The organism is Corynebacterium sp. MSK041, assembly GCF_030232265.1.
Classification (GTDB): Bacteria; Actinomycetota; Actinomycetes; order Mycobacteriales; family Mycobacteriaceae; genus Corynebacterium.
Genome location: NZ_JASPJK010000008.1, coordinates 62,084 through 84,420, shown reverse-complemented (window position 1 = coordinate 84,420; position 22,337 = coordinate 62,084). Strand labels below are relative to the sequence as shown.

The following is a 22,337-nucleotide window of genomic DNA, read 5'->3' as shown; positions in this document are numbered from 1 at the left end:
TTTGAAAAACGGCCACGACAAATCTAGGATCAAGTAACTGGCACATTGTGAAATGGCCATTGTTTCCATGCCCTCGCACCGGTTCACTGTTCGATTACGTGGACTGTGTGGACCGAGTGCTAGGAAATGAAAACAAGGCAAAGTAAATCCACGTGGCTGCGAGAGTCGTAGTCACATGTACGTCCAGGAGGACAAACAGTGGCAAAGGAAAAGTTCGAGCGCACTAAGCCGCACGTGAACATCGGTACCATCGGTCACGTCGACCACGGCAAGACCACCACCACCGCTGCTATCACCAAGGTGCTGGCTGACAAGTACCCGGAGGAGAACAAGGCCTTCGACTACGCTGCCATCGATAAGGCTCCGGAGGAGCGCGAGCGCGGTATTACCATCAACATCTCCCACGTGGAGTACAACACCCCGAAGCGCCACTACGCACACGTTGACGCCCCGGGCCACGCCGACTACATCAAGAACATGATTACCGGTGCTGCTCAGATGGACGGCGCAATCCTCGTTGTTGCTGCTACTGACGGCCCGATGCCGCAGACCCGCGAGCACGTTCTGCTCGCTCGCCAGGTTGGCGTTCCGTACATCCTCGTTGCACTGAACAAGTGCGACATGGTTGACGATGAGGAGATCATCGAGCTCGTCGAGATGGAAATCCGCGAGCTGCTGGGTGAGCAGGACTACGACGAAGAGGCTCCGATCATCCACATCTCCGCTCTCAAGGCTATCGAGGGCGAGGAGAAGTGGGTTCAGTCCATCGTTGACCTGATGCAGGCTTGCGACGACTCCATCCCGGACCCGGTCCGCGAGACCGACCGTGACTTCCTGATGCCGATCGAGGACATCTTCACCATTTCCGGCCGCGGTACCGTTGTTACCGGCCGTGTTGAGCGTGGTGTCCTGAACCTCAACGACGAGGTCGAGATCATCGGTATCCGCGAGAAGTCCCAGAAGACCACCGTCACCTCCATCGAGATGTTCAACAAGCTTCTCGACACCGCTGAGGCTGGCGACAACGCTGCTCTGCTGCTCCGCGGTCTGAAGCGTGAGGACGTTGAGCGTGGCCAGGTCATCATCAAGCCGGGCGCTTACACCCCGCACACCAAGTTCGAGGGCTCTGTCTACGTCCTGTCCAAGGACGAGGGCGGCCGCCACACCCCGTTCTTCGACAACTACCGTCCGCAGTTCTACTTCCGTACCACTGACGTGACCGGTGTTGTGAAGCTGCCGGAGGGCACCGAGATGGTTATGCCGGGCGACAACGTCGACATGACCGTTGAGCTCATCCAGCCGGTCGCTATGGACGAGGGCCTGCGCTTCGCTATCCGCGAGGGCTCCCGTACCGTCGGCGCTGGCCGCGTGACCAAGATCCTGGGCTAGTTCTTAGCTAAACCAGGTTCTGGTTCTGCCAGAACAGCTCTTCAGAAGCCGCATCCCCTGATCGCAGGGAGTGCGGCTTTTGCTATGCCTGATTTCCGGTCGCTGTTACAGGTCGGGGAGGAAACCAAAGCGCACGTCCGGGTTTGGTGATCTGCAGTTGCTGAATAGTGGCCATGCTGACATACCGGAGTGTGGAGTTGATGGGCCGGTTTGACTATCGCACTGCGCAGCGTTCCGCGACCTGGGGTTTTGCGGTGCGTGATTCGCGATAGTCAAACCTGGGCATGCCGAAAGACCAGCTGTTGCTGGCTTTCGACATGTGTTGGCGGGCTATCTTCCGTACAGGAGTGTCATTGCCCCAAAGGGGTGGATGGTGTTGGGGATGAGGTGTCCGCGGGGTGATCTCCATTTGGGTGCGCCCCGGATGTTGTCTACCCGGCCGTGGTAGCTGCGTTCGGGGTCGTCGTCGTTGGTGCGGTTGTGATAGCGGCACAGCATGGCCAGGTTATCCATGTTGGTTAACCCGCCCTGTGACCAGGCTTTGATGTGGTGGACCTGACAGTTATCCGCCGCATGCCGGCAATCCGGTACTGGGCAGGTTGGTGATAGTGCTCTGGCTAGGTCGCGTTGTTTCTGGTTAGCAAACCGTTGCGTGTCATACAGGTTGACCGCACCTTGTTGTGGATGGAATACCGCCACTTCGAGTACGTCCCCAAAATTCTGGGCCAAGTATTCCGCACCGGTCATGGTGGTGCCATCGGTTAGCCCCAGGATGATGTCATCGCCTACACCACGGATGATTTTGATGTGTTCTTCTAGTGGGATCAGGATCAGTGGACGGGGGACAGCAGGAGCAATCCGAGCTGGAGTCTCGCCCACAGTGTCGGGACGAAGACCAAGGATGGTCATGAATGCTTCGTACATCTGTGGCCCGGCAGGCCCATCACCGGTGACTTTTTGGCGTAGTGCGTACTCGATGGCTGCCATGTCGTGTTCTGGACCCATAATGTTCATGGGGCGGGACTGTTTACGTGAGCGACCAAACCGGATTGTTGGCTCCGGGGCAGGCGTGTCCACTTCGGGGATGATGTCTTTCGCCCGACGCTGAAGCGTGTCGTAGTTTCCCTTGACCGACAACAGGGCAAGGCGTAACTCCCATGTCTTGCCGGGGTCTGTGATCCCGGCAAGACATGATTCGATGTAGGCGAGCTGATCCAAGGACTTCTTCGTCGAGCGAGCTATCTTGATCGCGTTGGCTTGTTTGCGGGTGAACTTGGTGGGCCCGTAGTAGACCTTGTGGACTTTGGTCCATTCGCGTACAAGGGCGGGTTTGCAGCCAGCGTCGAGGAGGACCTGGGCATCAAAGGATGCCAGGGTCTCGATCGGGTTGGTTAGACCCGCCACTAGTGCTGCAAAAGTGTTCATGCCACGCACACTAAACCGAAAACCAGAAACGTGCAGCTAGGGGCCAAAAAAGCCTGTGGATAACTCAAAAACTATCCACAGGGGGTGCGCGCGATAGCGCACGCCGAAACACGTAAAGAAGCCACATAACCTGCGAGAACAGAGCGAGTTCCCAAACCGGCAAAAAAGTTAAAGCCCGCGGGAAACAACCAAATTCTGAGCCGCGGCGGGGCACCGCTAGGTACATATGTGGTCGTTTACCCCTAAGCTCTGTGGGCGTGCATGACCCGACGCGTATTCCCCGAGTACTTGACCGCCTGCGTGAGGCGTGGGAGGGCCAGCCTGATCTTCCGCTGGCTACGCTGTTTGGCATTCTTGCGAATCAGGGTGCTGGGTGGGGCACTACGGATGAGGAGTTGGAGGACTTGCTTATCCGTGAAGCCCAGGAACACCCCGCTGAACTGCCGCGCACCGATGAGGGCTGTGTGGCCATGGATGTCCTGGTGGAAACAACCTCACCGGAACACCGTGTCACGCTGACGGCTGCAGGGGATGTGGTGGTGCGCTCCGGCACTGAGCGTGAACGGCAACCGAGCGTGTGGGGGTATAGCTCGGTGCGTCCCACCGGGCCGGGCAGGATGCTCGTGGTCGCGGACAGTGTTGGTGTGGAGCATCGCTTGGGTGTGGTCACGCTGATCTCCCGTGTGGAAGGCTCTGCGCTGCTGGAAGGGCTGGAGCGGTCGGAGATCGGTAACGCGGTGTGGCTCGCTGTCATGGAGGGAGGGGCCCGAGCAGTGGTGACGCAGCGCATTCACCTGTGGCAGGTGGAAGGGCGCTCTGTGCTAAAGACAGCGCAGGCGTGGGAGCGCATCGTCAGCGCGGAGCCCGGTGAAGACTTCCGCTACGCCCCAGCTGGTGGTGGCCAACCTGTGTCTCTCGGGCGGGTCGAACAAATCCTCAGGCTTGAGGCTTAAAGTGCTTTGACCTTGTCCAGGTGCAGCTTGAATACGGTGTCAATGTCCATGGTGTCCACTGCGTCGCGAAAATCCGTGTCCATCTGCTCCGCAAAGGAAATGATGGTGTCTAGCTCCACGTTGGGGTTCGCGTTGATGGTGAAGGTCACGGTGGGGCGCTGACCCACATAGGCGACAGTCTGTGTTGCCTTGCTAACAAAACTTGTGTCTTCGGCATGGTTGCAGGCGGCCTGAGCTACTCGCGCGACATTGATGCGGGTGTTGCCCAGCTCTGGTTGTGCGGGCATAAGGGTGCGGTTGCTGAAGGAGCGGCTGCGGATGTTCGGCAAGATCAGCAGCAGGGCAAGGACCAGGGAGACCACCAGTGCCCCGATCAGAGCAATGCCGTACCAGTCCATGCCAGGAACATCCATGAGTACGGAGCGGTTCAACGTTCGCACGAAGGGGGAGAGGTAGGGGATCTCCCAGTAAAGACCCACCGGCACGAGCCCACCGGCAACCAGCACCAACCCGAGCAGGAAGATAATCAGGCGGTCAAAAAAGGCGAGGACTTTGGTCATGGCATGTCCTTTGCTGGGGGTGCGGGCAACACGTTGACTTTCACGCGGGGAGTGGGCTTGAGCTTTTGTGCTTGCTCGGTCAGCGCGGAGGTGAGTTGGGTTTCAAGGTCAGCCGAGCCATCGTCAACAACGCTGACGGTGAGTTTGCGGCGGCTCGCACGCGAAGCGATGCTGGTCTGCCCCATCTCCGAACGCACCGCGGCGGTGGATTTACGCGCAATGTCCACGGGGCGTACCCACATCGAAGATGTAGGGGACACCACCTGAACGTAGCGCCGCGGACGGGGTTTCACAGCCGCGATGATGCACCACAGGCCCACCAGTGCCATGAGTATGCCCACGGTCACGCCCGCGCCATCGACGCCGGCAGACCCGAACCATTCAAAGGCAGGCCGCAGCCAGGAATTCTGCGGGTCGTCTGCTTGGTAGCGGTACCACAGATCGCGGCCAATCACGCTGGACAAGCCCAGAAGAAGCAGGCCGAGCAGGACAGTGAACCACCGTACGAGGGGGTTGCCCTTCGGTTCGGCGCCCGGTGTGGGGGTATCTGCCATGGTTTTAGCGTCTCTCCTTCCTGCTTGCGGTGGTTTCGGTGTAGGAATCCTGGTCCACGCGGTCCGGGTCGATGAAGATCTTGTCTAAGGGCCGTGGCTCCGGAACATGGGGGGAGGTGATGGGGGAGGGGGTGACGGTGATGCGTCGTAAAGCTTGCGGCATGGGACGCTCCACCGGAACGAACTTGGGGCGCCGCGCGGTGATCAGGCGAAGGGCTTTTTGCTTCTCGACGCTCACCGGCCTCAACCTTTCCACCCCCGGCACCTCCGCCCCCCGGGGAACAACCGGTGGCGGCGCGGCCACGGATATGGGTCGCACCGGTCGTGGGGTCTCAACGGGGGTCAACGGGGCAGCGTCAGGTACGTCGACGTGGCGCACGGACTCGTAAGTGGAGGAATCCACCGTGACCGGGCTGAGCTCCTGGGCCGGCTGCGTCACCGGGTACACTACGTGCGTGGCAGTGACCTGAACGGGGGTGGGGACAAACCCCACTGGGTGGTCGGCTAGATCCGAACGAGTGACAGTCGCCCCGGCAGTGACTTCCGCATCGGCCACCGCGATGTTCAGGCGGCTGACAGTCAATCCCGTCAACGTTTCCACATGGGCAACCACCGTACGGCGCACCTCATCGGTGATTGCGCCGACGGGGGCGGGGTAGGCGGTGACAATCTCAATGTCTAAAGCCACCAATCCCGCTGGGCGGTCAAGGTGCACATCCACCCGCGGAAAACTGCGTCCAGCGAGACCAGCGAGCTTTGCATCAACATCACGTGTCCCCGGCACGGAACGAATAGCCGCGCTGGCAACATGCGCGACTGTCTTTTCGCTGATGCGGTAGGAAGAGGGATCCATTATCCGCGACCCCGGCCGGAGGTGGCGCTGATGAGGGCAGCTACATCAATGCGGCCGTCCAGCTGCGCGCCGATGACGCCACCAATGGTGCCCAGCAGGAGGGTCGCGAGGAACCCGAGCCAGCCACCGAAAATCAAGGCGAAGGCTAACGCCACGCCGATGATGGCCCCGAGTGCTGTTTTGTTGGAAAAGATGTTCATGCTAGATCCACATTTCTACTTCGTGGGTGCGTGACGGACGGCGTCGGAGACCACCACATCCACGCGGGGTGAGCCCGGTACTTGAGCAAGTGCCGGGACGGCAAGGACAGTCGCTTGGACATCCCTGACCAGTTGAGGGATCTCGCGACGGGAGGACAAGTCATAGATGAGGTGAACTGCGATATGCGGGTTTTCCGTATCCGTCTCAAACACTTCAAGCCCCTCAATGAGCGCGCCAGGTAGTCGGAGTACGGCATGGGCCATCCGGCCACTGCTCAACCCCGCCACGCCGTCAACGGACAGGACAGCATCGCAGATCGCGTCAGCGATGTCCTTAGTAATGGTCAGGGGAGCCATCTACTGTTCCAGAACCTGGCCGTTGTTCGGTGTTGGCTGCTCGGTGCGGGCTGCGTCAGCGTCCGCGTTGTCATCCGGCAGATGCACGTCATGGACGGTGACATCCACGCGGTCAACGATGAGACCCGTCATGCGGGTGACAGCAACGGTAATGTTCTCGCGGATCGCGTTAGCCAGCTCATGGATAGCCACGCCGTACTCGGCGATGATGGCCACCGCCACGCTGGCATGGCCACTTTCTACCGCGACGTTCACACCCTGCTGCACATTGGTGGAGGAGGTCAATGACTCACGCACAGCACCCCACATACGGGCAGCGCCACCACCAAGGTTGTACACGCCGGAGACCTCGCGGGCTGCGATGCCGGAGATCTTGCCCACCACGTTGTCATCAATGACAGTGTTGCCGTGTTCCGTCTCCAGCACCTCATTGCGCTTCACCGGAGTTTCTTCCGTGGCAGCAGCTTCGTTCGTGGCCGGAGTGTTATTCGTTGCCATTAGTGGTCCTTTCGCCGTTAGTTATAAGCATCCTTGATGCGACACCTGTCCATCCTAGGGAGAAGCAAGCGCTACGGCTATAGCTTCTTTCGGCGGTCATTGAGCTTCACATCGTCATGGGGGCAAGCCGTGGTGAACGAACTGCAATAAATCAACTGCAATAAATGAACTCAAATAAACCAGGTGGATTAGCCTGGTGTGCCGCATTCGCCGTTTTGTCACCTGGCTTATTTGAAAACGTTTATTGCAGTCTGTTGTTGGGGGCGTCGATAAGCAAAAAGCGCAGTTTGCAAATGTGCGGTGAGGTGTGTTTGAATACTCGGGTTGCTTTAACACGACGCATCTGCGTCGCTGGTAGGGCGAACATGACACCTTTGCACGATGGGCTCTTGCTTATCGACGAAGGACCTGCGATCGAGCACAGGCCACCACAGAGTAGGCACTCTCGAGACCGGGGACCGGAGAAGGGGCATGGCAAATAAACAGCGGCAGTACGCGAAGGCCACGTCAGCGCCATTTTTATGGTGCACGTACCACCTTGCGAGCCTGACACTGCACACATGACGCGCCTGGCGCGTGCACGTGCGCGGCGGAAGCACTGACAAGCGTTGTTTATGCGCTTGCGCACCTTCCGAAGATGTCATGGCAGTCATTCATAAGAAAAGACACTGGCGTTGATGCCGGACCCAAACCGGACAACGTTATAGAGAAAAAGAAGACAGCTAGGTTTCCACCTCTTCGCTCTCGATTCACTTCGTTCACGTCGAGCGAAGCGAGAGGTGAACGTGGGACAGCGAGGAAGAGGTTGACGTGGCGGGACAGAAGATCCGCATTCGGCTGAAGGCCTACGACCACGAAGCGATCGACGCATCTGCGAAGAAGATCGTTGAGACGGTTACCCGCACGGGTGCCCGCGTCGTTGGACCGGTGCCGTTGCCTACCGAAAAGAACGTGTACGCCGTTATTCGTTCTCCCCACAAGTACAAGGACTCGCGCGAGCACTTTGAGATGCGCACGCACAAGCGCCTCATCGACATCCTCGACCCGACGCCTAAGACAGTTGATGCCCTCATGCGCATTGACCTGCCGGCCAGCGTCGACGTGAACATCCAGTAGGTCGTAGTAGGGAGAACTGACACATGACTAATGAGATCAAGGGCATTCTGGGCCGCAAGCTCGGCATGACCCAGATCTTCGACGAGGAGAACCGGGTTGTTCCGGTGACCGTCGTCGAGGCTGGGCCGTGCGTTGTCACCCAGATTCGCACTGAAGAGACTGATGGCTACTCCGCCATCCAGATTGCTTACGGCGACATTGATCCCCGTAAGGCAAAGAAGCCGCAGGCTGGCCACTACAAGAAGGCTGGCCAGAACCCGCGCCGCCACGTCGCTGAGATCCGTATGGATGACACCTCGGCGTACGAGCTCGGCCAGGAAGTGTCCGTCAATATCTTCGAGGGTGACACCTTCGTTGACGTTGTTGGCACCACCAAGGGCAAGGGCTACGCAGGCGCCATGAAGCGCCACGGCTTCGCTGGCCAGGGTGCCTCCCACGGTAACCAGGCTGCTCACCGCCGCGTCGGCTCCATCGGTGGCTGCTCCACCCCGGGCCGCGTGTTCAAGGGCACCCGCATGGCTGGCCGTATGGGCAGCAACCGTGTGACCACCCAGAACCTGAAGATTCAAAGGATCGACGGCGACTCCAACCTGCTCCTCATCAAGGGCGCTATCCCTGGTGCTAAGGGCAGCCTGGTTACCGTCAAGACCGCAGTGAAGGGCGGTGCTCACGCATGACAAACCTGACACTTGATGTCCACACCGCTGACGGAGCCACCAAGGGCACCGTTGAGCTCCCGGCTGAACTCTTCGACCGCGAAGCGTCTGTGCCCCTGATGCACCAGGTTGTGAACGCTCAGCTCGCAGCCGCACGCCAGGGCACCCACAAGACCAAGACCCGCGGCGAGGTTGCCGGTGGTGGCCGTAAGCCGTTCCGCCAGAAGGGCACCGGCCGCGCACGCCAGGGCTCCATCCGCGCTCCGCACTTCACCGGCGGTGGCACGGTGCACGGCCCGCAGCCGCGTAACTACGCGCAGCGCACCCCTAAGAAGATGATCAAGGCAGCTCTTGCTGGTGCTTTGACCAACCGTGCTCAGAACGACCGCATCCACGTGGTCGAGGAGCTCGTTCCGGGTCAGAAGCCGTCCACCAAGTCCGCCCGCACCTTCGTCGAGCGCCTCACGGACCGCAAGTCGGTCCTGCTGGTCATCGGTCGTGAGGACGTGAACTCCCGTCTTTCCGCACGGAACCTGCCGGGTATCACGATCCTTGAGCCGGGTCAGCTGAACACCTACGACGTGCTCAACGCAGACGATGTCGTCTTCTCTGTGGAAGCTCTGCACGACTTTGTCAACCGCGCCACTGCAGCAGTGGAGGATGAGAAATAATGGCCAAGATTGCTAACCCGCGCGACATCATCATCGCCCCGGTCGTCTCCGAGAAGACCTACGCGCTGATGGAGCAGAACACCTACACGTTCTACGTCGACACTGACGCAAACAAGACCCAGATCAAGATTGCCGTGGAAGAGATCTTCGGCGTGAAGGTCGCCTCCGTGAACACCGTCAACCGTGAGGGCAAGCGCAAGCGCTCCCGCACCGGTTGGGGTAAGCGGAAGGACACCAAGCGCGCTTACGTGACTCTCCGCGAGGGCAGCGACTCCATCGACATTTTTGGCGGCGTCGCCTAACGGCAACGAACCAAAAAGAGTTCGATACGAAAGAGGAAAATTATGGCTATTCGTAAGTACAAGCCGACAACCCCGGGTCGCCGCAACAGCTCTGTTTCCGAGTTCCAGGAACTTACCCGTTCCACTCCGGAGAAGTCCCTGCTGCGCCCGCTCCCGAAGAAGGGTGGCCGCAACACTCACGGCCACATCACTACCCGTCACCGCGGTGGTGGCCACAAGCGCCAGTACCGTGTGATTGACTTCCGCCGTACCGATAAGGATGGCGTGCCGGCAAAGGTTGCTCACATTGAGTACGACCCGAACCGCACCGCTAACATCGCTCTGCTGCACTACGCAGACGGTGAGAAGCGCTACATCATCGCACCGAAGGGTCTGACCCAGGGCACGATGGTTGAGGCAGGCCCGAACGCCGACATCAAGGTTGGCAACAACCTGCCGCTGCGCAACATCCCGACTGGTACGACCATCCACGCCGTGGAGCTCAAGCCGGGCGCTGGCGCCAAGCTTGCACGTTCCGCTGGTACGTCCATCCAGCTGCTGGGTAAGGAAGGCTCCTACGCAGTTCTGCGTATGCCGTCTTCTGAGATCCGCCGCGTGGACATCCGTTGCCGCGCAACCGTTGGTGAGGTCGGCAACGCTGACCAGATCAACATCCGCTGGGGCAAGGCCGGCCGTATGCGCTGGAAGGGCTGGAGGCCCACTGTCCGCGGTGTCGTCATGAACCCGGTCGACCACCCGCACGGTGGTGGTGAGGGTAAGACCTCCGGTGGCCGTCACCCGGTGTCCCCGTGGGGCCAGAAGGAAGGCCGTACCCGCAACCCGAACCGTTATTCCAACAACATGATCGTGCGCCGTCGTCGCCCGAACAAGAAGCGTTAAGAGGAGGTAACTTCATATGCCACGCAGCCTGAAGAAAGGCCCGTTCGTCGACGAGCACCTCCTCAACAAGGTGGACGCTCAGAACGAGGCTGGCACCAAGCAGGTCATCAAGACCTGGTCTCGCCGCTCGACCATTCTCCCCGATTTCATCGGCCACACCTTTGCTGTCCACGATGGACGCAAGCACGTGCCGGTGTTCGTGGATGAGTCCATGGTCGGCCACAAGCTCGGCGAGTTCGCACCGACCAAGACCTTCAAGGGTCACGTTAAGGAAGAGAAGGGGCGTCGATAAATCATGAGCGACACCATCACCTCCGCACGCGCGACCGCTAAGTACGTGCGTACGTCCCAGATGAAGGCGAACCGCGTCCTGGACCTCGTCCGCGACAAGACCGTGTCCGAGGCCCTGGCCATCCTGAAGTACGCGCCGCAGGCCGTTTCCACCCAGGTGGCAAAGGTCGTCGCGTCCGCCGCAGCCAACGCTGAGAACAACTTCGGTTTGGATCCGCGCACCCTGGTCATCTCCGAGGCTTACGCCAACGAGGGCCCGACCATGCGCCGTTACCAGCCGCGTGCTCAGGGCCGCGCATTCCAGATCCGTAAGCGCACCTGCCACATCACCGTGGTAGTGGAAAGCCAGAAGGAGGCTTAAACAATGGGTCAGAAAATTCACCCGCACGGCCTCCGGCTGGGTATCACTTCCGACTGGAAGTCCCACTGGTACGCCGACAAGTCCTACTCCGACTACGTCGCTGAGGACATCAAGATCCGCGAGTTCCTGAAGAACAACCTCGAGCGCGCCGGCATCGCCGACGTTGTCATCGAGCGCACCCGTGACCGCGTCCGCGTGGACATCCACACGGCACGTCCGGGCATCGTGATCGGCCGCCGTGGTGCTGAGGCAGACCGTATCCGTCGTGAGCTGGAGAAGCTCACCGGCAAGATGGTCGCCCTCAACATCCTCGAGGTCAAGAACGTCGACGCCAGCGCTGCACTCGTTGCACAGTCTGTGGCTGAGCAGCTGGTCAACCGCGTCGCTTTCCGCCGCGCAATGCGCAAGGCAATCCAGTCCGCAATGCGTCAGCCGCAGGTCAAGGGCATTAAGATTCAGTGCTCTGGCCGTCTCGGTGGCGCTGAAATGTCCCGCGTCGAGCGCTACCACGAAGGCCGCGTTCCCCTGCACACCCTCCGCGCTGAGATCGACTACGGTCTCGCCGAGGCAGACACCACCTTCGGCATCATCGGTGTCAAGGTATGGATCTACAAGGGTGACGTTGTCGGCGGTGTCCGCGAGTCCGAGCTGAACGCTCCGGGCAATGACCGCCGTGGCCGCGGTGACCGCGATCGTCGCCCGCGCCGTGGTGGCCAGCGCCGCCAGCGCGCCGAACAGCAGAATAAGGAGGGCTAAGACACATGCTTATCCCTAAGCGCGTTAAGTTCCGTCGTCAGCACCGTCCGGGCCGTTCCGGCGTGTCCAAGGGCGGCAATACCATCAACTTTGGTGACTACGCTCTGCAGGCTCTCGAGCCGGCGTACATCACCAACCGCCAGATCGAGTCCGCTCGTATTGCCATCAACCGCCACGTCAAGCGTGGTGGCAAGGTGTGGATCAACATCTTCCCGGACCGTCCGTTGACCCAGAAGCCGCTCGGCGTGCGTATGGGTTCCGGTAAGGGCCCGGTGGAGAAGTGGGTGGCCAACGTTAAGCCTGGCCGCATCCTGTTTGAGATGTCCTACCCGAACGAGGCAGTGGCTCAGGAAGCTCTCCGCCGTGCAGGCGCGAAGCTTCCCTGCAAGACCCGCGTTATCTCGAAGGAGGACCTGTTCTAATGGCAGTTGGAACCCCCGCACACGAGTTCCGTGAGCTGAATGATTCCGAGCTCAACGATCGTCTGTCCGCGGCTAAGGAAGAGCTGTTCAACCTGCGCTTCCAGCTGGCCACTGGGCAGCTGACCAACAACCGTCGTATTTCGGCGGTCAAGCGCGACATCGCACGCATCTACACCGTGCTGCGCGAGCGTGAACTTGGTCTGTCCACCGTCCCTGGTGCTGAAGGAGCGAACTAATGGCTGACAACACCACCGCACAGGCCCCGAAGGAAAAGGGTCTGCAGAAGCGTCGTCGCGGTTATGTCGTGTCCGACAAGATGGACAAGACCATCGTTGTCGAGCTCGAGGACCGCAAGTCCCACGCCCTGTACGGCAAGATTGTCCGTACCACCAAGCGCGTGAAGGCACACGACGAGGAGAACACCGCTGGTATCGGCGACCTCGTCCGCATCGAGGAGACGCGTCCGCTGTCTAAGGACAAGCACTTCCGTCTCGTCGAGATCATCGAGAAGGCTCGTTAAGCCCAAGTCGCTTATCGACGATTCTCTTACCCGCCCCTGCCCCCAATCCTTTCTGGATCGGGGGCAGGGGCGGGGTCTTTTGTGCCGCCTTTCTTTAGACTGGCACCTATGTTTCGAAAGATTGTCGCCTTGGTTGCGGTTTTGTCTACCTTCGCTCTCGGTGGATGTGTAGGTGGGTGGTCGGCGCAGTATCGCCTCAATGAGTTGGCGGAGTGGGTTGGCACCCAGCCTGCCTTGGATAGTCTGAGTGTGTCGCGGGCGAAGGAGATGGGGCTTTTCGGAAGCACGCTTTCTGACACCCTTCAGGCGCAAGGCGCGCTGCATGTGACAAGCGTTGTCGAATTCGCTACTGCCTTGGATCAGCTGAACGCTAAGTTCGATGAGCTGCCGTTTAGAGAACACCGATTCTTGAAGGTCGACGTCAAGGCTGATATCCAGGGGACGGAGTTCACGTGGGAAGGGTTCAGGTGGGAGCCGGGGTGGCGCGAGAGGTTGACAGAACTTCTTGACCTTTTCGCAGCCCCCGAGGTTCGCACTGTGAATGTCCGGCATGACGACGACGTCCTCTGGGTCAAAGTGGAAAGGGACTTTCAGGTCAGCGACGATGATGCGCGCGCATACCGTGACAGGGTGTTCCACTACTTAGACGACACGAAGGCCACGGAACTAATCGATTTGTTTGGATTCCCACTGCTGCACCCCACCGAGCCAGATGGTGGGGCTGCTTCTCCGTCGCTTCGTCTCTCGGGGTTCCCCCAGGGGTATGTAGCCACAGCAGCTTTCGCGGAGAAAGTAGACGCTGCAATCCCCTATGCGGTGCGAAGTGTGTGGAGTAATGAGATTTCGTATTCATGGAGGTTTTTCACCGAGGATGAGTACGACGAAGAAGTGATGAAGCAGCTCAAGGAGTTGCTCTCACAGCCGGAAGCCGGTAGCCCCATCAAAGTCGAGATCATAAGCAGCAAGAGGATTCTGGGCACTGTGGATACGAGCCCAACGCCAGAGAAGCTTCCTAAACATCCTGGGAAGTGGCAGGAGGACATGGAGCGAGTGTTTTTTGGCTGAAGCCCACCCCTACACTGGCTGTCATGTTCCGGAAAATCACTGCCGTCGTGGCCGCGTTAGCTAGCCTTGCTCTCGCTGGGTGTGTGTCATCAAAGATCACGCGTGAACTCGCCCCGGAACTTTCGCAGTGGGCAGCTACTCAACCCGCGCTCGTCGATGTGAAGTTTTCAGCTGCCCTGGCAGGCGGTATCCCGACCAACAACATTGACGTGGTCGGCGACGTGCATGTGGGCAGTGTGGCTGAGTTCTTTTCCGCTTTGGATCAGCTCTACGCCAGGCTGGCTGAGATGCCTGACGGAGATCGTCTCGGGTTGGATCTGAACGTCAACGCCGACATCGAGGGCACCCCGTTTACCTGGAAAGGCCGCAATTGGGAGCCGGGCCGGGATAAGGAACTAACCGCGGTTTTCGAGCCGTTCGCAGCGCCCGAGATACGCACGGTTTTGATGGACGATTTCTCACGCGGCTTGCGGGCCGAGGTTTATCGTGATCGTGAGACCAGCGACGAGGACGCGCATGCCTACCGTGACACGGTGCTCCGCCACCTGGACGTCGTGCAACCGACCGGCAGCATCGAACTGGTTGGGTTCCCGCTGGCGCGTCCCACACTTTCTGAAGAGGAAGGACCCTCCAGGCGCATCTCGCCGGTGCTTCGCCTTTCAGAGTTCCCCCGAGGCTATGCCGCCACAGCTGCTTTCGCGGACAAGGTGGATGCCGCAACCCCCTATGCGGTGCGATCCGTTTGGAGCTTTGAAGGTTTCTACCACTGGGAGTTTTACACCGAGGGGGATTATGACGAGGCAGCGATGAAGCAGCTGAAGTCCGTGCTTTCCAGCTCAGCAGCCGGCGCCCCCGTTGGGGTGCAAATCAAGGGGCCGGACGGCCGCCTGGGCGAGGCAATTGTTGGGGCACCAATGGACGAACAGCCTGAGGACACCGGGCCATGGGGTGACCGCATGGTTCAACTTTTCGCTGATTAAACTGCTCGATATGGCGCTTTCCCAGCGGTTACGGGCGACTCTCACCCAATTCCACGCGGACCGTCCTGCCGGTGCGGATGAGGACGTGCACATGTGCACCGCCATCGTGGACCACGTAATTAACACGTACTCAGCGTCGGGTGATCTGGTATTCGACCCCTTCGCTGGATTTGGCACGACGCTGTCCCGCGCCGTAACGCTCGGCCGCCGCGCAGCCGGCATTGAGCTCCTCCCAGATCGCGTGGCCCAGATCCAGGCAGCCGTGCCAGAAGCAAGTATCGTCACCGGTGACGCGCGCCGCACCCTGCCGCAGCTAGCTTCCGCGGAGCTGCGCCCCGCTGTCGACCTGATTCTTACTTCCCCGCCCTATATGGCCGCAACGGAGACGGATACAGATCCGCTCGAAGCCTATGAACGGGGAAGTGGGGACTATCAGCGCTACCTCGCTCAGCTCAACGCCGTGGCGCGTCAATGCTCACGCCTCGTACGTCCCGGCGGTCACGTGGTGTGGAATGTTGGCAACATCCACCATGCCGGTGCACTCACCCCGCTTATCGACGACTGCGCCGCCCTACTCGCCGAACACCTCGAGCAGGTAAGCGTTACCGACATCGAGTGGGACGAGTATCCGCACGACATCACTCGCGATGCTCTGCTTGTGTTCCAGCGTGGAAAAACTGGTTAATGGCTGGGAAACGCTGAGTAGCCCGAGTAAAAGACTGCTCCCCAGGAGCCGGATTGGCCTGCCGGTGCAACGAATAGGGGCAGTTCAGGGTGTGGAGGTCCGGCAGTTCTGTCTTTTAGGATGGTGGGCATGATGCGGAAAGTCATTGCTGGCGTTGTTGGTGCAGTTGTTCTAGCGCTTTCTGGCTGTGTGGACCCGACTGCAGATGAGCAGGAGGCGTTGGCACAGTGGGCTGCCACGGACCCGGTGTTTGAGGGGCTGACGTTCTCTTCGGTGATTGCGGGCGGCATTCCATCGAGCACGATCTCGGTGAGTGGTTCCGTGAATGTGCACGATGCCCCCGAGTTCGTGGCTGCCTTGGCCACGCTGCATGAAAAGGGGGAGGAACTCAATCAGGAGATGACTTCGCATGTGCACGCGGATCTGGATGGAACGGCTTTCAAATGGCAGGGCCCGTTCCCAACCGCGGAATTCGGAGCACAATCTGGAGAGCAATTGGCGCCGTTTGCAGCACCCGAGGTGGCAGAGGTCTCCATCTCGGCTTCGAGCCCGGATGGGGAACTGAGTGTGGTGGTGTTGAGGGAGACGTCGATAAGCGATGGCGCGGCACGTGAATTTCGTGACCGTGCGTGGGAGCATCTTGACGCGCACGGGGGAGGCATATTTAACCTGCGCGGTTTTCCGCTGCACAAGCCCGCGCGGCTGGACGGCGTACCTGGCTGGGGTGATCTCGCCCCGAGCCTTAAGCTTTCACCAGACAGTGGGAGCGTGAACGCATTCGTTGAACAGGCAGAACGCGTTGATGCCGCAAGTAACCTTTACCTGTATGAGACGGGCAATACCGGCCTGCTGAGCGTGTGGTACTTCTACACCGACGGCGAATACGATCCCGCGGAGCTAGATCCGATCAAAAAGATCCTGTCTCAATCCGTCGACGGCAAAGCTGCCAACCTGATAGTCAACGGACCTGAAGGCGAAATCGAGCGGACAATCGTGGGAGAGTAGTGCACCTGATGCGTGGGCTTACGTGCCCGCGGCGACGGCGATGTATTCGGTAAAACGCACGTAGTCATCCCGGATCTCCGCTAACGGCGCGACAACGGTTGTCTCCGACATCGCAGCAATTTCTTTGCGGAGCGCTGTGCGCGTACGCCGCTTGATATTGCTACCGACGATCCCTCCAACACCCGCAGACATCAACCCGATGACCACGCCAGTGAGGATTCCCACCATGATGAGCAGCGTGGGGATGGGCCATCCCTCGACGTCCGGCACAAGATCTTCGCCTAGAAGTGGGGTGAGAATTCCCGGTACGAGCGCCACGATGAGATACCACAGCGCGCCAACGAGCGCTGCGACAAAGGCAAGCCATTGAATGAAGGTGAGCACGCGCCACGCCTTTGAGGGTTCCGCCGGGAGCTTTGTCCGCGTCACAGCAACATCGAGTTCGGCCGGAACACTCACAGCCACGTCATCAGCACGGTCGAACACGGCTCCAGCCCACTGGGGTGGCAAACCTTCCGCAATCGTGGCCGCATACTCGCGGACACCCTTGTTGGCCACAGCCTTTGAAGCAGCGTCCAACTCAGGCAGGGATGAGCGATGAACACCAACACTATCTGGTTCTTCGCGCAGCCCCAGCCGTTTTAAGGGGTCAGGCCGGAAGCGTGCCATCCAGGAAACAACGGGCCAGCCGGTGCGCTGAAAAAGCCTCTTGCGGTACGCAGCCGCAGTGGTGTTGGCCAGACGGTCTGCTCCCACAGCGTGGCTCAAGGCCTTGTCTAGCTCGCGTTTTGCGCGTTTATCCGGGGCGCTTGTCTTGGTGCCGTGGGCAAATTCATCGGTGACGGACACAATGTCTGCCTCGATTCGGGCGGATTGCGCCGAGTGAGCACGGGCGACGCGGGCAATGGCCGCTCGAACATCACCAATACCTGCACCGGTGAGCGTCGATGTAGGCAGAACAGAGACATGTGTGAGGCCATCAGAGCGAAGCAGCTGCGCATAAGACTGTGCAACGGTGGGCACATCCCCAGAATCCAGCAGGTCTGATTTATTCAGAACAGCAAGGGTAACTGCAGAGTGGTTGGCATGCGGTTGGATGAACTGTTCATGGATGACACTGTCGGCATACTTCTCTGGGTCGGAGACCCACACGAGAACATCCACTTGACCTGCAAGACGGGTGGCAATCTCCCGGTTGGATAGTTCTACCGAGTCGAAATCTGGGAGGTCCAACAAGATCAATGGCCCAGCACCAGGAGCGAATTCACCGGGGCGTGTCCGACGGTCTTCCACCTCAAGCCAGTCGAGCAGTTCCTCTGAACCAGCAGGTTCCCAGACCGCTGCGAGCGGCGAGGAGGTCGTTGGGCGGCGTGCAGCAGCCTTGCCTAAATCTTCCCCAACAACCGCGTTGAACAGCGATGTCTTACCGGAACCCGTTGCCCCGAAGAAACCAACAACAGTGTGCTCTGCCGACAGGGCGCGACGTTCTGCCCCCGCGCGTGCCACGTTTTCTAACCGTTCCCTTTGCGCAGGCGAGAGGTACGGTGCACCAATCTCGGCGGCATCTTTTAAAGCCGTAAGGCGCTCACCAAGCGGCGCGGTGCGTTTAAACAGTGCCACCGGATTCTCCTTCCGCTTGTTGCGCGGGGCGCTGGAAACCGCCACGGAGTTGAGTGAACAGATCACGCAAGGGTCCACGTTGCGCGGATGCCGCTAGATCCGTGGTGCCTCCACTGTCTTGGTCATCCTGAGTAGCAGGGGCCAGCGCGCGCGAGGCGACGTTGGTTGTCCCGGCCAATTCAGGGAACCGCCCGGCAACGGCGGTGCGGGCAGTACTGACTGCTTCCTGTAGCTCGCCTGCTGGAGTGCCTTCAACCAAGGGATCAGTGACGGGGTAGAAGCGCGCGCGTTCGCGTTGCAGGAGCGTGTAGAGGCGCTCATTCAAATCATTGCGGGCATCAGTGGCCATGCGACGCACCGTGTCTTCACCGAAGATTGTTTCCAACAGCTTCTGGCCAAGCACCGCTGACCCACCAGCGATGGCAACTTCAGAGCCCGTGATCCCCGCCGTGGAAGCAAACACGACGAGCATGAGTGCCACGGTGAGGACATTTAAACCAAAAGACATGGCGCGGGCACGCTGCCGCTTCGCCCCAGCGGTTTCCTGGATGTGAGCGAGCAACGCAGCCTGCCATTCCCTCACGAGTGCCGCCGCTTGGGCATCAATATCCTCGCTCGAACGTGCCAGAGCCGGATCAGCGGCAGCGCGAAGATCTGGGGCAACTGCGCCGATGTGGGCCCATGAACGGGCGGCCGCGGTATCGGCGGCATCAACGATGACAGCATGTAAGCCAGATTCCAGTTCTGTTTCCACCTCGCGCAACGGGGCAGGCTCGCCACTGAAGAAGCTGCCAACCTTATCCATGGCGTTGGAAAACCAGCGTTCGAATCCGCGGGTCACATCGGAGGTACCCACCACGTCCTGCCAGCGGTTCATCACCTCGGTGCGTAGCAGCTTGCCATCGGACGTGGCATCGATGACATGGGCATGTGCGGCCGAATACTGCTCATCAATCGCGGTATTGAGTTGGCCGGCGAAGGCTTCTTGGCGGGAACGGGCCTCCACCACAGCGTCGATACGCGAAAGGGCCCCGATGATTGCTCCCGCGACAGTTTTTCCAGCCACTGCGCGGCGCGCGACAGAATCTTCAGCGAGACCAGTGAGATACGCGCGCACATCAGCAACAAACTCATCGCGAAGGAATTCGCCGTCCGTGCCAGCGCCATCGCTGCCCAAGCCAGGTACGAATGGGACAGTGAACACGGTGGCGCCACCCAGCCCGGCCTCATCCATCATCCGGCGCAAATCATCGGGAACGGTTGCAGCCGCAGACTCATCAAGACGATTCAGCACCACAACAACTTCGATGCCTCTTCCCGCAGCATCGTGCAAAAAGTTCCACACAAGCTGATCGGCATAACGCGCTGGTGTAGTAACAAAAACCCACAGATCTGCAGCGGCCAGCAGTTGTGATGCCAACGCTCGATTCCGGTCATCGATTGAGTCAAAGTCCGGCGCATCCAACAGCGCTAAGCCAGCCGGGATGCTAGAGGTAGGGACAATCCGCAGCGTGGTGGATTGTTCATCCCCTGCGCCATGGGATCGTGCCAAGCCAGGAAGGACCTGAGGCGAATTGAACCAATCAGCGTCATCCGGGTGAGCCACCAGCACAGGCTGGCGGGTAGTAGGCCGGATCACGCCCGGATTGGACACGTGTTCACGCAATATCGCGTTAACCAGGGTTGATTTACCGGATCCCGTGGAGCCACCGATCACGGCTAGTAGCGGCGCATCCAGATTGGCCAGCCGGGGCAGAATATAGTCATCCAGCTGGTTCACAATGGCACGAGCATCTTCAGCTGCGTCATCCAGCCGGGTTCCGGCGAGAGCATCGCGCAGCCCGTGCATAGCATCGAGCATGTCAGGCGTAGAGGACTTCACCTGATCCATTCTGGCAGATGACATAGTGAGCAGCCGGGCACACCATGGCGTATGTGGGCGCACAGCTACCCCCAGAAGGGAGCACTGAGGAAAACCAATGGCAGAAGATGCCAGCTAATCCTGCGGTAATTCGCAGAGTCCTTTAATATTGGGGGTTGCTGGGACTGACCGGCTCTACTGCATTAATTCGTTCCCCGAAGATATGGAGACCCCTATGAAGCTTCGTCGTTTTGCGGCAGCTGCTCTTGTTGCTACGTCTGTGTTCGCCGCTGCTCCGGCAGCTAACGCTCAGCCGGCTCCGGAACCGCTGGCACAGGTTCTGCGTGAGATTGAGGCACGTGCGGGTTGGCAGGCTCAGAACCTCATCCTGGTGCCGGCTGCCCTGTCCGCCACGTCCATGACGATCAGCATCATCACGTCCATCATTAACGCAGCCATCAAGAAGTAAGCCGCCAGTCGGTTAATACAGAGTTTAAGGAAATAAGACATGAAGATTCGTCGTTTCATTGCCGCTTCGCTGGCCGCTACTGCCATCACCGCTGGCGTCACCGCTCCCGCTCAGGCTCAGACCTACCCGGAGCCGCTCAACCAGGTGATGAATGAGCTGCGCAAGATCGGTGGTCCGCAGGGCCCGAACGCACTGCTCGTCCCCGCAGCCCTGTCTGCAGTTGGTCTCATTCCGAGCATCCTGAGCCTCCTTGCTGTAACTGGCGTTCTCACCGCCGGCACCATCGCAGCATCCAGCTCCTAAATTAAAAACAGAAACAGCACCATCCCTTAAGGCCTGAACAGGCCATGGGGGATGGTGTTTTTCTTTTTCGCACTCCGAAAACCTAGGCGAACCAGCATGGATTTGGGTTTACCAGGGGGAGCGTGGTTTAATACCACAGTTGTCTAAACGCTGGTCGTAGCGGATGCGCGTTTCCGAGTTGAAGCTGCGAGACCCTTCGACGGTGGGTTCCACTGTTCGTCGATAAGCGAAAAGGCACAAAGACATTGACCACGTGCGTACAGGACGGAAATCTGGCGCACATTGATCCAGGTCAGGAGACCAAAAGTGATTCAGAAAGAATCGCGTCTGAAGGTCGCCGACAACACTGGTGCACGCGAAATTCTGTGCATCCAGGTGCTCGGCGGTTCTGTTCGACGCTTCGCCGGTATCGGCGACACGATTGTCGCCACCGTGAAGGAAGCTGCCCCCGGCGGCAACGTCAAGGAAGGCGAAATTGTTCGCGCTGTTGTGGTGCGCGCAAAGAAGGAAACCCGTCGCCCGGACGGCTCCTACATCTCCTTCGATGAGAACGCTGCAGTTCTGATCAAGAACGACACCGAGCCGCGCGGTACCCGCATCTTCGGCCCGGTGGCACGCGAGCTGCGCGACAAGAAGTTCATGAAGATTGTTTCTCTCGCTCCGGAGGTGATCTAGTTGAAGATCAAGAAGGGCGATATGGTCCAGGTCATCGCTGGTAAGGACAAGGGCGCGCAGGGTCGCGTCATTGAGGCTTACCCGAAGCGCGACCGCGTCCTCGTTGAGGGCGTCAACCGTGTGAAGAAGCACGTGGCCAACTCCTACAATGAGCGCGGCGCTGAGTCCGGCGGCATTGTTACCCAGGAAGCAGCGATCCACGTGTCCAACGTGATGCTCGTTGACTCCGATGGCAACCCGACCCGTGTGGGCTACCGCTTCGATGAGAACGGCAAGAAGGTCCGCGTGGCCAAGTCGAACGGGAAGGACATCTAATGAGCGAGGCTAACTACACCCCGCGTTTGAAGACGCGCTACAAGGACGAAATCCGTGGCAAGCTCTCTGAGGAGTTCGGCTACGACAACGTCATGCAGATCCCGGGTCTGACCAAGATCGTGGTCAACATGGGTGTCGGCGACGCTGCTCGTGACTCCAAGGTGATCAACGGTGCCCTCGAGGACCTCACCGCCATCACCGGTCAGAAGCCGCAGCTGCGTCGTGCGAAGACCTCGATTGCTAACTTCAAGCTGCGCGAAGGCATGCCGATCGGCGCGAAAGTCACCCTCCGCGGCGACCGTATGTGGGAGTTCCTCGACCGTCTGCTGACGGTTGCTCTCCCGCGTATTCGTGACTTCCGTGGCCTGTCCGACAAGCAGTTCGACGGCAACGGCAACTACACCTTCGGCCTGTCTGAGCAGACCATGTTCTACGAGATCGACGTGGACAAGATCGACCGTCCGCGCGGTATGGACATCACCGTTGTCACCACCGCTGTCAACGACGAGGAAGGCCGCGCGCTCCTGCGCCACTTCGGCTTCCCGTTCAAGGACAAGGGTGGCAAGATGCAGCGCCCATAAGCTTTTGCTTATCGA

The 22,337-nt window shown here is 59.7% G+C and carries 31 protein-coding genes; 22 read left to right on the top strand and 9 right to left on the bottom strand.

Translation table 11 applies throughout. The features are described 5' to 3' along the window. Positions 1-198 precede the first annotated feature (198 nt). Positions 199-1,389 (top strand): elongation factor Tu, encoded by a 1,191-nt coding sequence (tuf, locus tag QP968_RS07860; protein ID WP_284855855.1) that lies wholly within the window; start codon positions 199-201, stop codon positions 1,387-1,389. Positions 1,390-1,719: 330 nt separating this feature from the next. On the opposite strand, the gene QP968_RS07855 is transcribed toward tuf, so the two are convergent. Beyond that, the gene (locus QP968_RS07855) at positions 1,720-2,814 is read right to left on the bottom strand and encodes an HNH endonuclease signature motif containing protein (protein WP_284855854.1); all 1,095 of its coding nucleotides are present in this window, start codon (positions 2,812-2,814) and stop codon (positions 1,720-1,722) included. A 257-nt stretch (positions 2,815-3,071) separates the two neighbouring features. On the opposite strand from QP968_RS07855, the gene QP968_RS07850 reads away from it, so the two are divergent. Further along, positions 3,072-3,767, top strand: coding sequence for a hypothetical protein (locus tag QP968_RS07850; RefSeq protein WP_284855853.1), 696 nt, complete (start codon positions 3,072-3,074; stop codon positions 3,765-3,767). Here the strand turns inward: QP968_RS07850 and QP968_RS07845 are convergent. From QP968_RS07845 to QP968_RS07820, 6 genes are read right to left on the bottom strand one after another with little or no spacing between them, the layout of a single operon-like run. Next, positions 3,764-4,327 carry a hypothetical protein gene (locus QP968_RS07845; RefSeq protein WP_284855852.1) on the bottom strand — a complete coding sequence of 188 codons (564 nt, stop codon included), beginning with the start codon at positions 4,325-4,327 and terminating at the stop codon, positions 3,764-3,766. The two genes, QP968_RS07850 and QP968_RS07845, sit on opposite strands and share 4 nt — an antisense overlap. Then, a complete protein-coding gene (locus tag QP968_RS07840; protein WP_284855851.1) occupies positions 4,324-4,881 on the bottom strand; it encodes a DUF6286 domain-containing protein in 558 nt (185 codons plus the stop codon). Before QP968_RS07840 ends, QP968_RS07845 begins: the two co-directional genes overlap by 4 nt. 4 nt (positions 4,882-4,885) lie before the next feature. Continuing rightward, positions 4,886-5,734: an Asp23/Gls24 family envelope stress response protein gene (locus tag QP968_RS07835; RefSeq protein ID WP_284855850.1), complete on the bottom strand. Its 849-nt coding sequence runs from the start codon at positions 5,732-5,734 to the stop codon at positions 4,886-4,888. Next, complete coding sequence (locus QP968_RS07830) at positions 5,734-5,934, bottom strand: hypothetical protein (protein ID WP_284855849.1); 201 nt, start codon at positions 5,932-5,934, stop codon at positions 5,734-5,736. The genes QP968_RS07835 and QP968_RS07830 overlap by 1 nt, the downstream gene beginning before the upstream one ends. Before the next feature lie 15 nt (positions 5,935-5,949). Next, the gene (locus tag QP968_RS07825) at positions 5,950-6,291 is read right to left on the bottom strand and encodes a hypothetical protein (RefSeq protein ID WP_284855848.1); all 342 of its coding nucleotides are present in this window, start codon (positions 6,289-6,291) and stop codon (positions 5,950-5,952) included. Next, entirely contained in the window at positions 6,292-6,789 is a 498-nt protein-coding gene (locus tag QP968_RS07820; RefSeq protein WP_284855847.1) for an Asp23/Gls24 family envelope stress response protein, read from the bottom strand. 810 nt (positions 6,790-7,599) lie between these two features. Here QP968_RS07820 and rpsJ point away from each other — a divergent pair. From rpsJ to QP968_RS07745, 15 genes are all read left to right on the top strand, one after another. After that, entirely contained in the window at positions 7,600-7,905 is a 306-nt protein-coding gene (rpsJ, locus tag QP968_RS07815) for a 30S ribosomal protein S10 (RefSeq protein ID WP_003848085.1), read from the top strand. Between the two features lie 23 nt (positions 7,906-7,928). Beyond that, a complete protein-coding gene (gene rplC, locus QP968_RS07810) occupies positions 7,929-8,582 on the top strand; it encodes a 50S ribosomal protein L3 (protein WP_034664277.1) in 654 nt (217 codons plus the stop codon). Then, positions 8,579-9,232: a 50S ribosomal protein L4 gene (gene rplD / locus QP968_RS07805; protein WP_034664275.1), complete on the top strand. Its 654-nt coding sequence runs from the start codon at positions 8,579-8,581 to the stop codon at positions 9,230-9,232. Before rplC ends, rplD begins: the two co-directional genes overlap by 4 nt. Continuing rightward, positions 9,232-9,534 carry a 50S ribosomal protein L23 gene (rplW, locus tag QP968_RS07800; protein ID WP_034664273.1) on the top strand — a complete coding sequence of 101 codons (303 nt, stop codon included), beginning with the start codon at positions 9,232-9,234 and terminating at the stop codon, positions 9,532-9,534. The genes rplD and rplW overlap by 1 nt, the downstream gene beginning before the upstream one ends. Positions 9,535-9,576: 42 nt before the next feature. After that, positions 9,577-10,413 (top strand): 50S ribosomal protein L2, encoded by an 837-nt coding sequence (rplB, locus tag QP968_RS07795; protein ID WP_284855846.1) that lies wholly within the window; start codon positions 9,577-9,579, stop codon positions 10,411-10,413. Positions 10,414-10,429: 16 nt separating this feature from the next. Continuing rightward, on the top strand, positions 10,430-10,705 hold the full coding sequence (gene rpsS, locus QP968_RS07790) for a 30S ribosomal protein S19 (protein WP_034664270.1): 276 nt from the start codon (positions 10,430-10,432) through the stop codon (positions 10,703-10,705). Between the two features lie 3 nt (positions 10,706-10,708). Continuing rightward, entirely contained in the window at positions 10,709-11,065 is a 357-nt protein-coding gene (gene rplV / locus QP968_RS07785) for a 50S ribosomal protein L22 (RefSeq protein ID WP_284855845.1), read from the top strand. Between the two features lie 3 nt (positions 11,066-11,068). Further along, the gene (gene rpsC, locus QP968_RS07780) at positions 11,069-11,821 is read left to right on the top strand and encodes a 30S ribosomal protein S3 (RefSeq protein WP_284855844.1); all 753 of its coding nucleotides are present in this window, start codon (positions 11,069-11,071) and stop codon (positions 11,819-11,821) included. Positions 11,822-11,826: 5 nt separating this feature from the next. Beyond that, positions 11,827-12,243, top strand: a complete 417-nt coding sequence (gene rplP, locus QP968_RS07775; RefSeq protein WP_034664264.1) for a 50S ribosomal protein L16 — start codon at positions 11,827-11,829, stop codon at positions 12,241-12,243. Further along, positions 12,243-12,479 carry a 50S ribosomal protein L29 gene (gene rpmC, locus QP968_RS07770; RefSeq protein ID WP_034664262.1) on the top strand — a complete coding sequence of 79 codons (237 nt, stop codon included), beginning with the start codon at positions 12,243-12,245 and terminating at the stop codon, positions 12,477-12,479. The genes rplP and rpmC overlap by 1 nt, the downstream gene beginning before the upstream one ends. Continuing rightward, positions 12,479-12,763, top strand: coding sequence for a 30S ribosomal protein S17 (gene rpsQ, locus QP968_RS07765; protein ID WP_034664260.1), 285 nt, complete (start codon positions 12,479-12,481; stop codon positions 12,761-12,763). Before rpmC ends, rpsQ begins: the two co-directional genes overlap by 1 nt. A 249-nt stretch (positions 12,764-13,012) precedes the next feature. Then, on the top strand, positions 13,013-13,828 hold the full coding sequence (locus QP968_RS07760; protein ID WP_284855843.1) for a hypothetical protein: 816 nt from the start codon (positions 13,013-13,015) through the stop codon (positions 13,826-13,828). Between the two features lie 23 nt (positions 13,829-13,851). Beyond that, positions 13,852-14,808 carry a hypothetical protein gene (locus tag QP968_RS07755; protein WP_284855842.1) on the top strand — a complete coding sequence of 319 codons (957 nt, stop codon included), beginning with the start codon at positions 13,852-13,854 and terminating at the stop codon, positions 14,806-14,808. Between the two features lie 10 nt (positions 14,809-14,818). Next, on the top strand, positions 14,819-15,493 hold the full coding sequence (locus tag QP968_RS07750; RefSeq protein ID WP_284855841.1) for a DNA methyltransferase: 675 nt from the start codon (positions 14,819-14,821) through the stop codon (positions 15,491-15,493). Positions 15,494-15,622: 129 nt separating this feature from the next. Further along, on the top strand, positions 15,623-16,498 hold the full coding sequence (locus QP968_RS07745) for a hypothetical protein (RefSeq protein ID WP_284855840.1): 876 nt from the start codon (positions 15,623-15,625) through the stop codon (positions 16,496-16,498). 18 nt (positions 16,499-16,516) lie between these two features. Here the strand turns inward: QP968_RS07745 and QP968_RS07740 are convergent, their stop codons facing one another. Both QP968_RS07740 and QP968_RS07735 read right to left on the bottom strand, forming a co-directional pair. Further along, positions 16,517-18,118, bottom strand: a complete 1,602-nt coding sequence (locus QP968_RS07740) for a GTPase (RefSeq protein ID WP_284855839.1) — start codon at positions 18,116-18,118, stop codon at positions 16,517-16,519. Then, positions 18,105-20,009, bottom strand: a complete 1,905-nt coding sequence (locus QP968_RS07735; protein WP_284855838.1) for a GTPase family protein — start codon at positions 20,007-20,009, stop codon at positions 18,105-18,107. The genes QP968_RS07740 and QP968_RS07735 overlap by 14 nt, the downstream gene beginning before the upstream one ends. A 205-nt stretch (positions 20,010-20,214) precedes the next feature. Between QP968_RS07735 and QP968_RS07730 the strand changes: the two genes are divergently transcribed. The 5 genes from QP968_RS07730 (at position 20,215) to rplE (ending at position 22,322) form a co-directional block, all read left to right on the top strand. Beyond that, positions 20,215-20,448, top strand: a complete 234-nt coding sequence (locus QP968_RS07730; RefSeq protein WP_284855837.1) for a hypothetical protein — start codon at positions 20,215-20,217, stop codon at positions 20,446-20,448. A 39-nt stretch (positions 20,449-20,487) separates the two neighbouring features. Continuing rightward, positions 20,488-20,751, top strand: coding sequence for a hypothetical protein (locus QP968_RS07725; protein WP_284855836.1), 264 nt, complete (start codon positions 20,488-20,490; stop codon positions 20,749-20,751). A 306-nt stretch (positions 20,752-21,057) separates the two neighbouring features. Then, positions 21,058-21,426 (top strand): 50S ribosomal protein L14, encoded by a 369-nt coding sequence (gene rplN, locus QP968_RS07720; protein ID WP_284855835.1) that lies wholly within the window; start codon positions 21,058-21,060, stop codon positions 21,424-21,426. Beyond that, entirely contained in the window at positions 21,427-21,741 is a 315-nt protein-coding gene (gene rplX, locus QP968_RS07715; protein ID WP_034664250.1) for a 50S ribosomal protein L24, read from the top strand. It abuts the gene before it with no gap. Then, entirely contained in the window at positions 21,741-22,322 is a 582-nt protein-coding gene (gene rplE / locus QP968_RS07710) for a 50S ribosomal protein L5 (protein ID WP_284855834.1), read from the top strand. Before rplX ends, rplE begins: the two co-directional genes overlap by 1 nt. Positions 22,323-22,337: the final 15 nt, after the last annotated feature.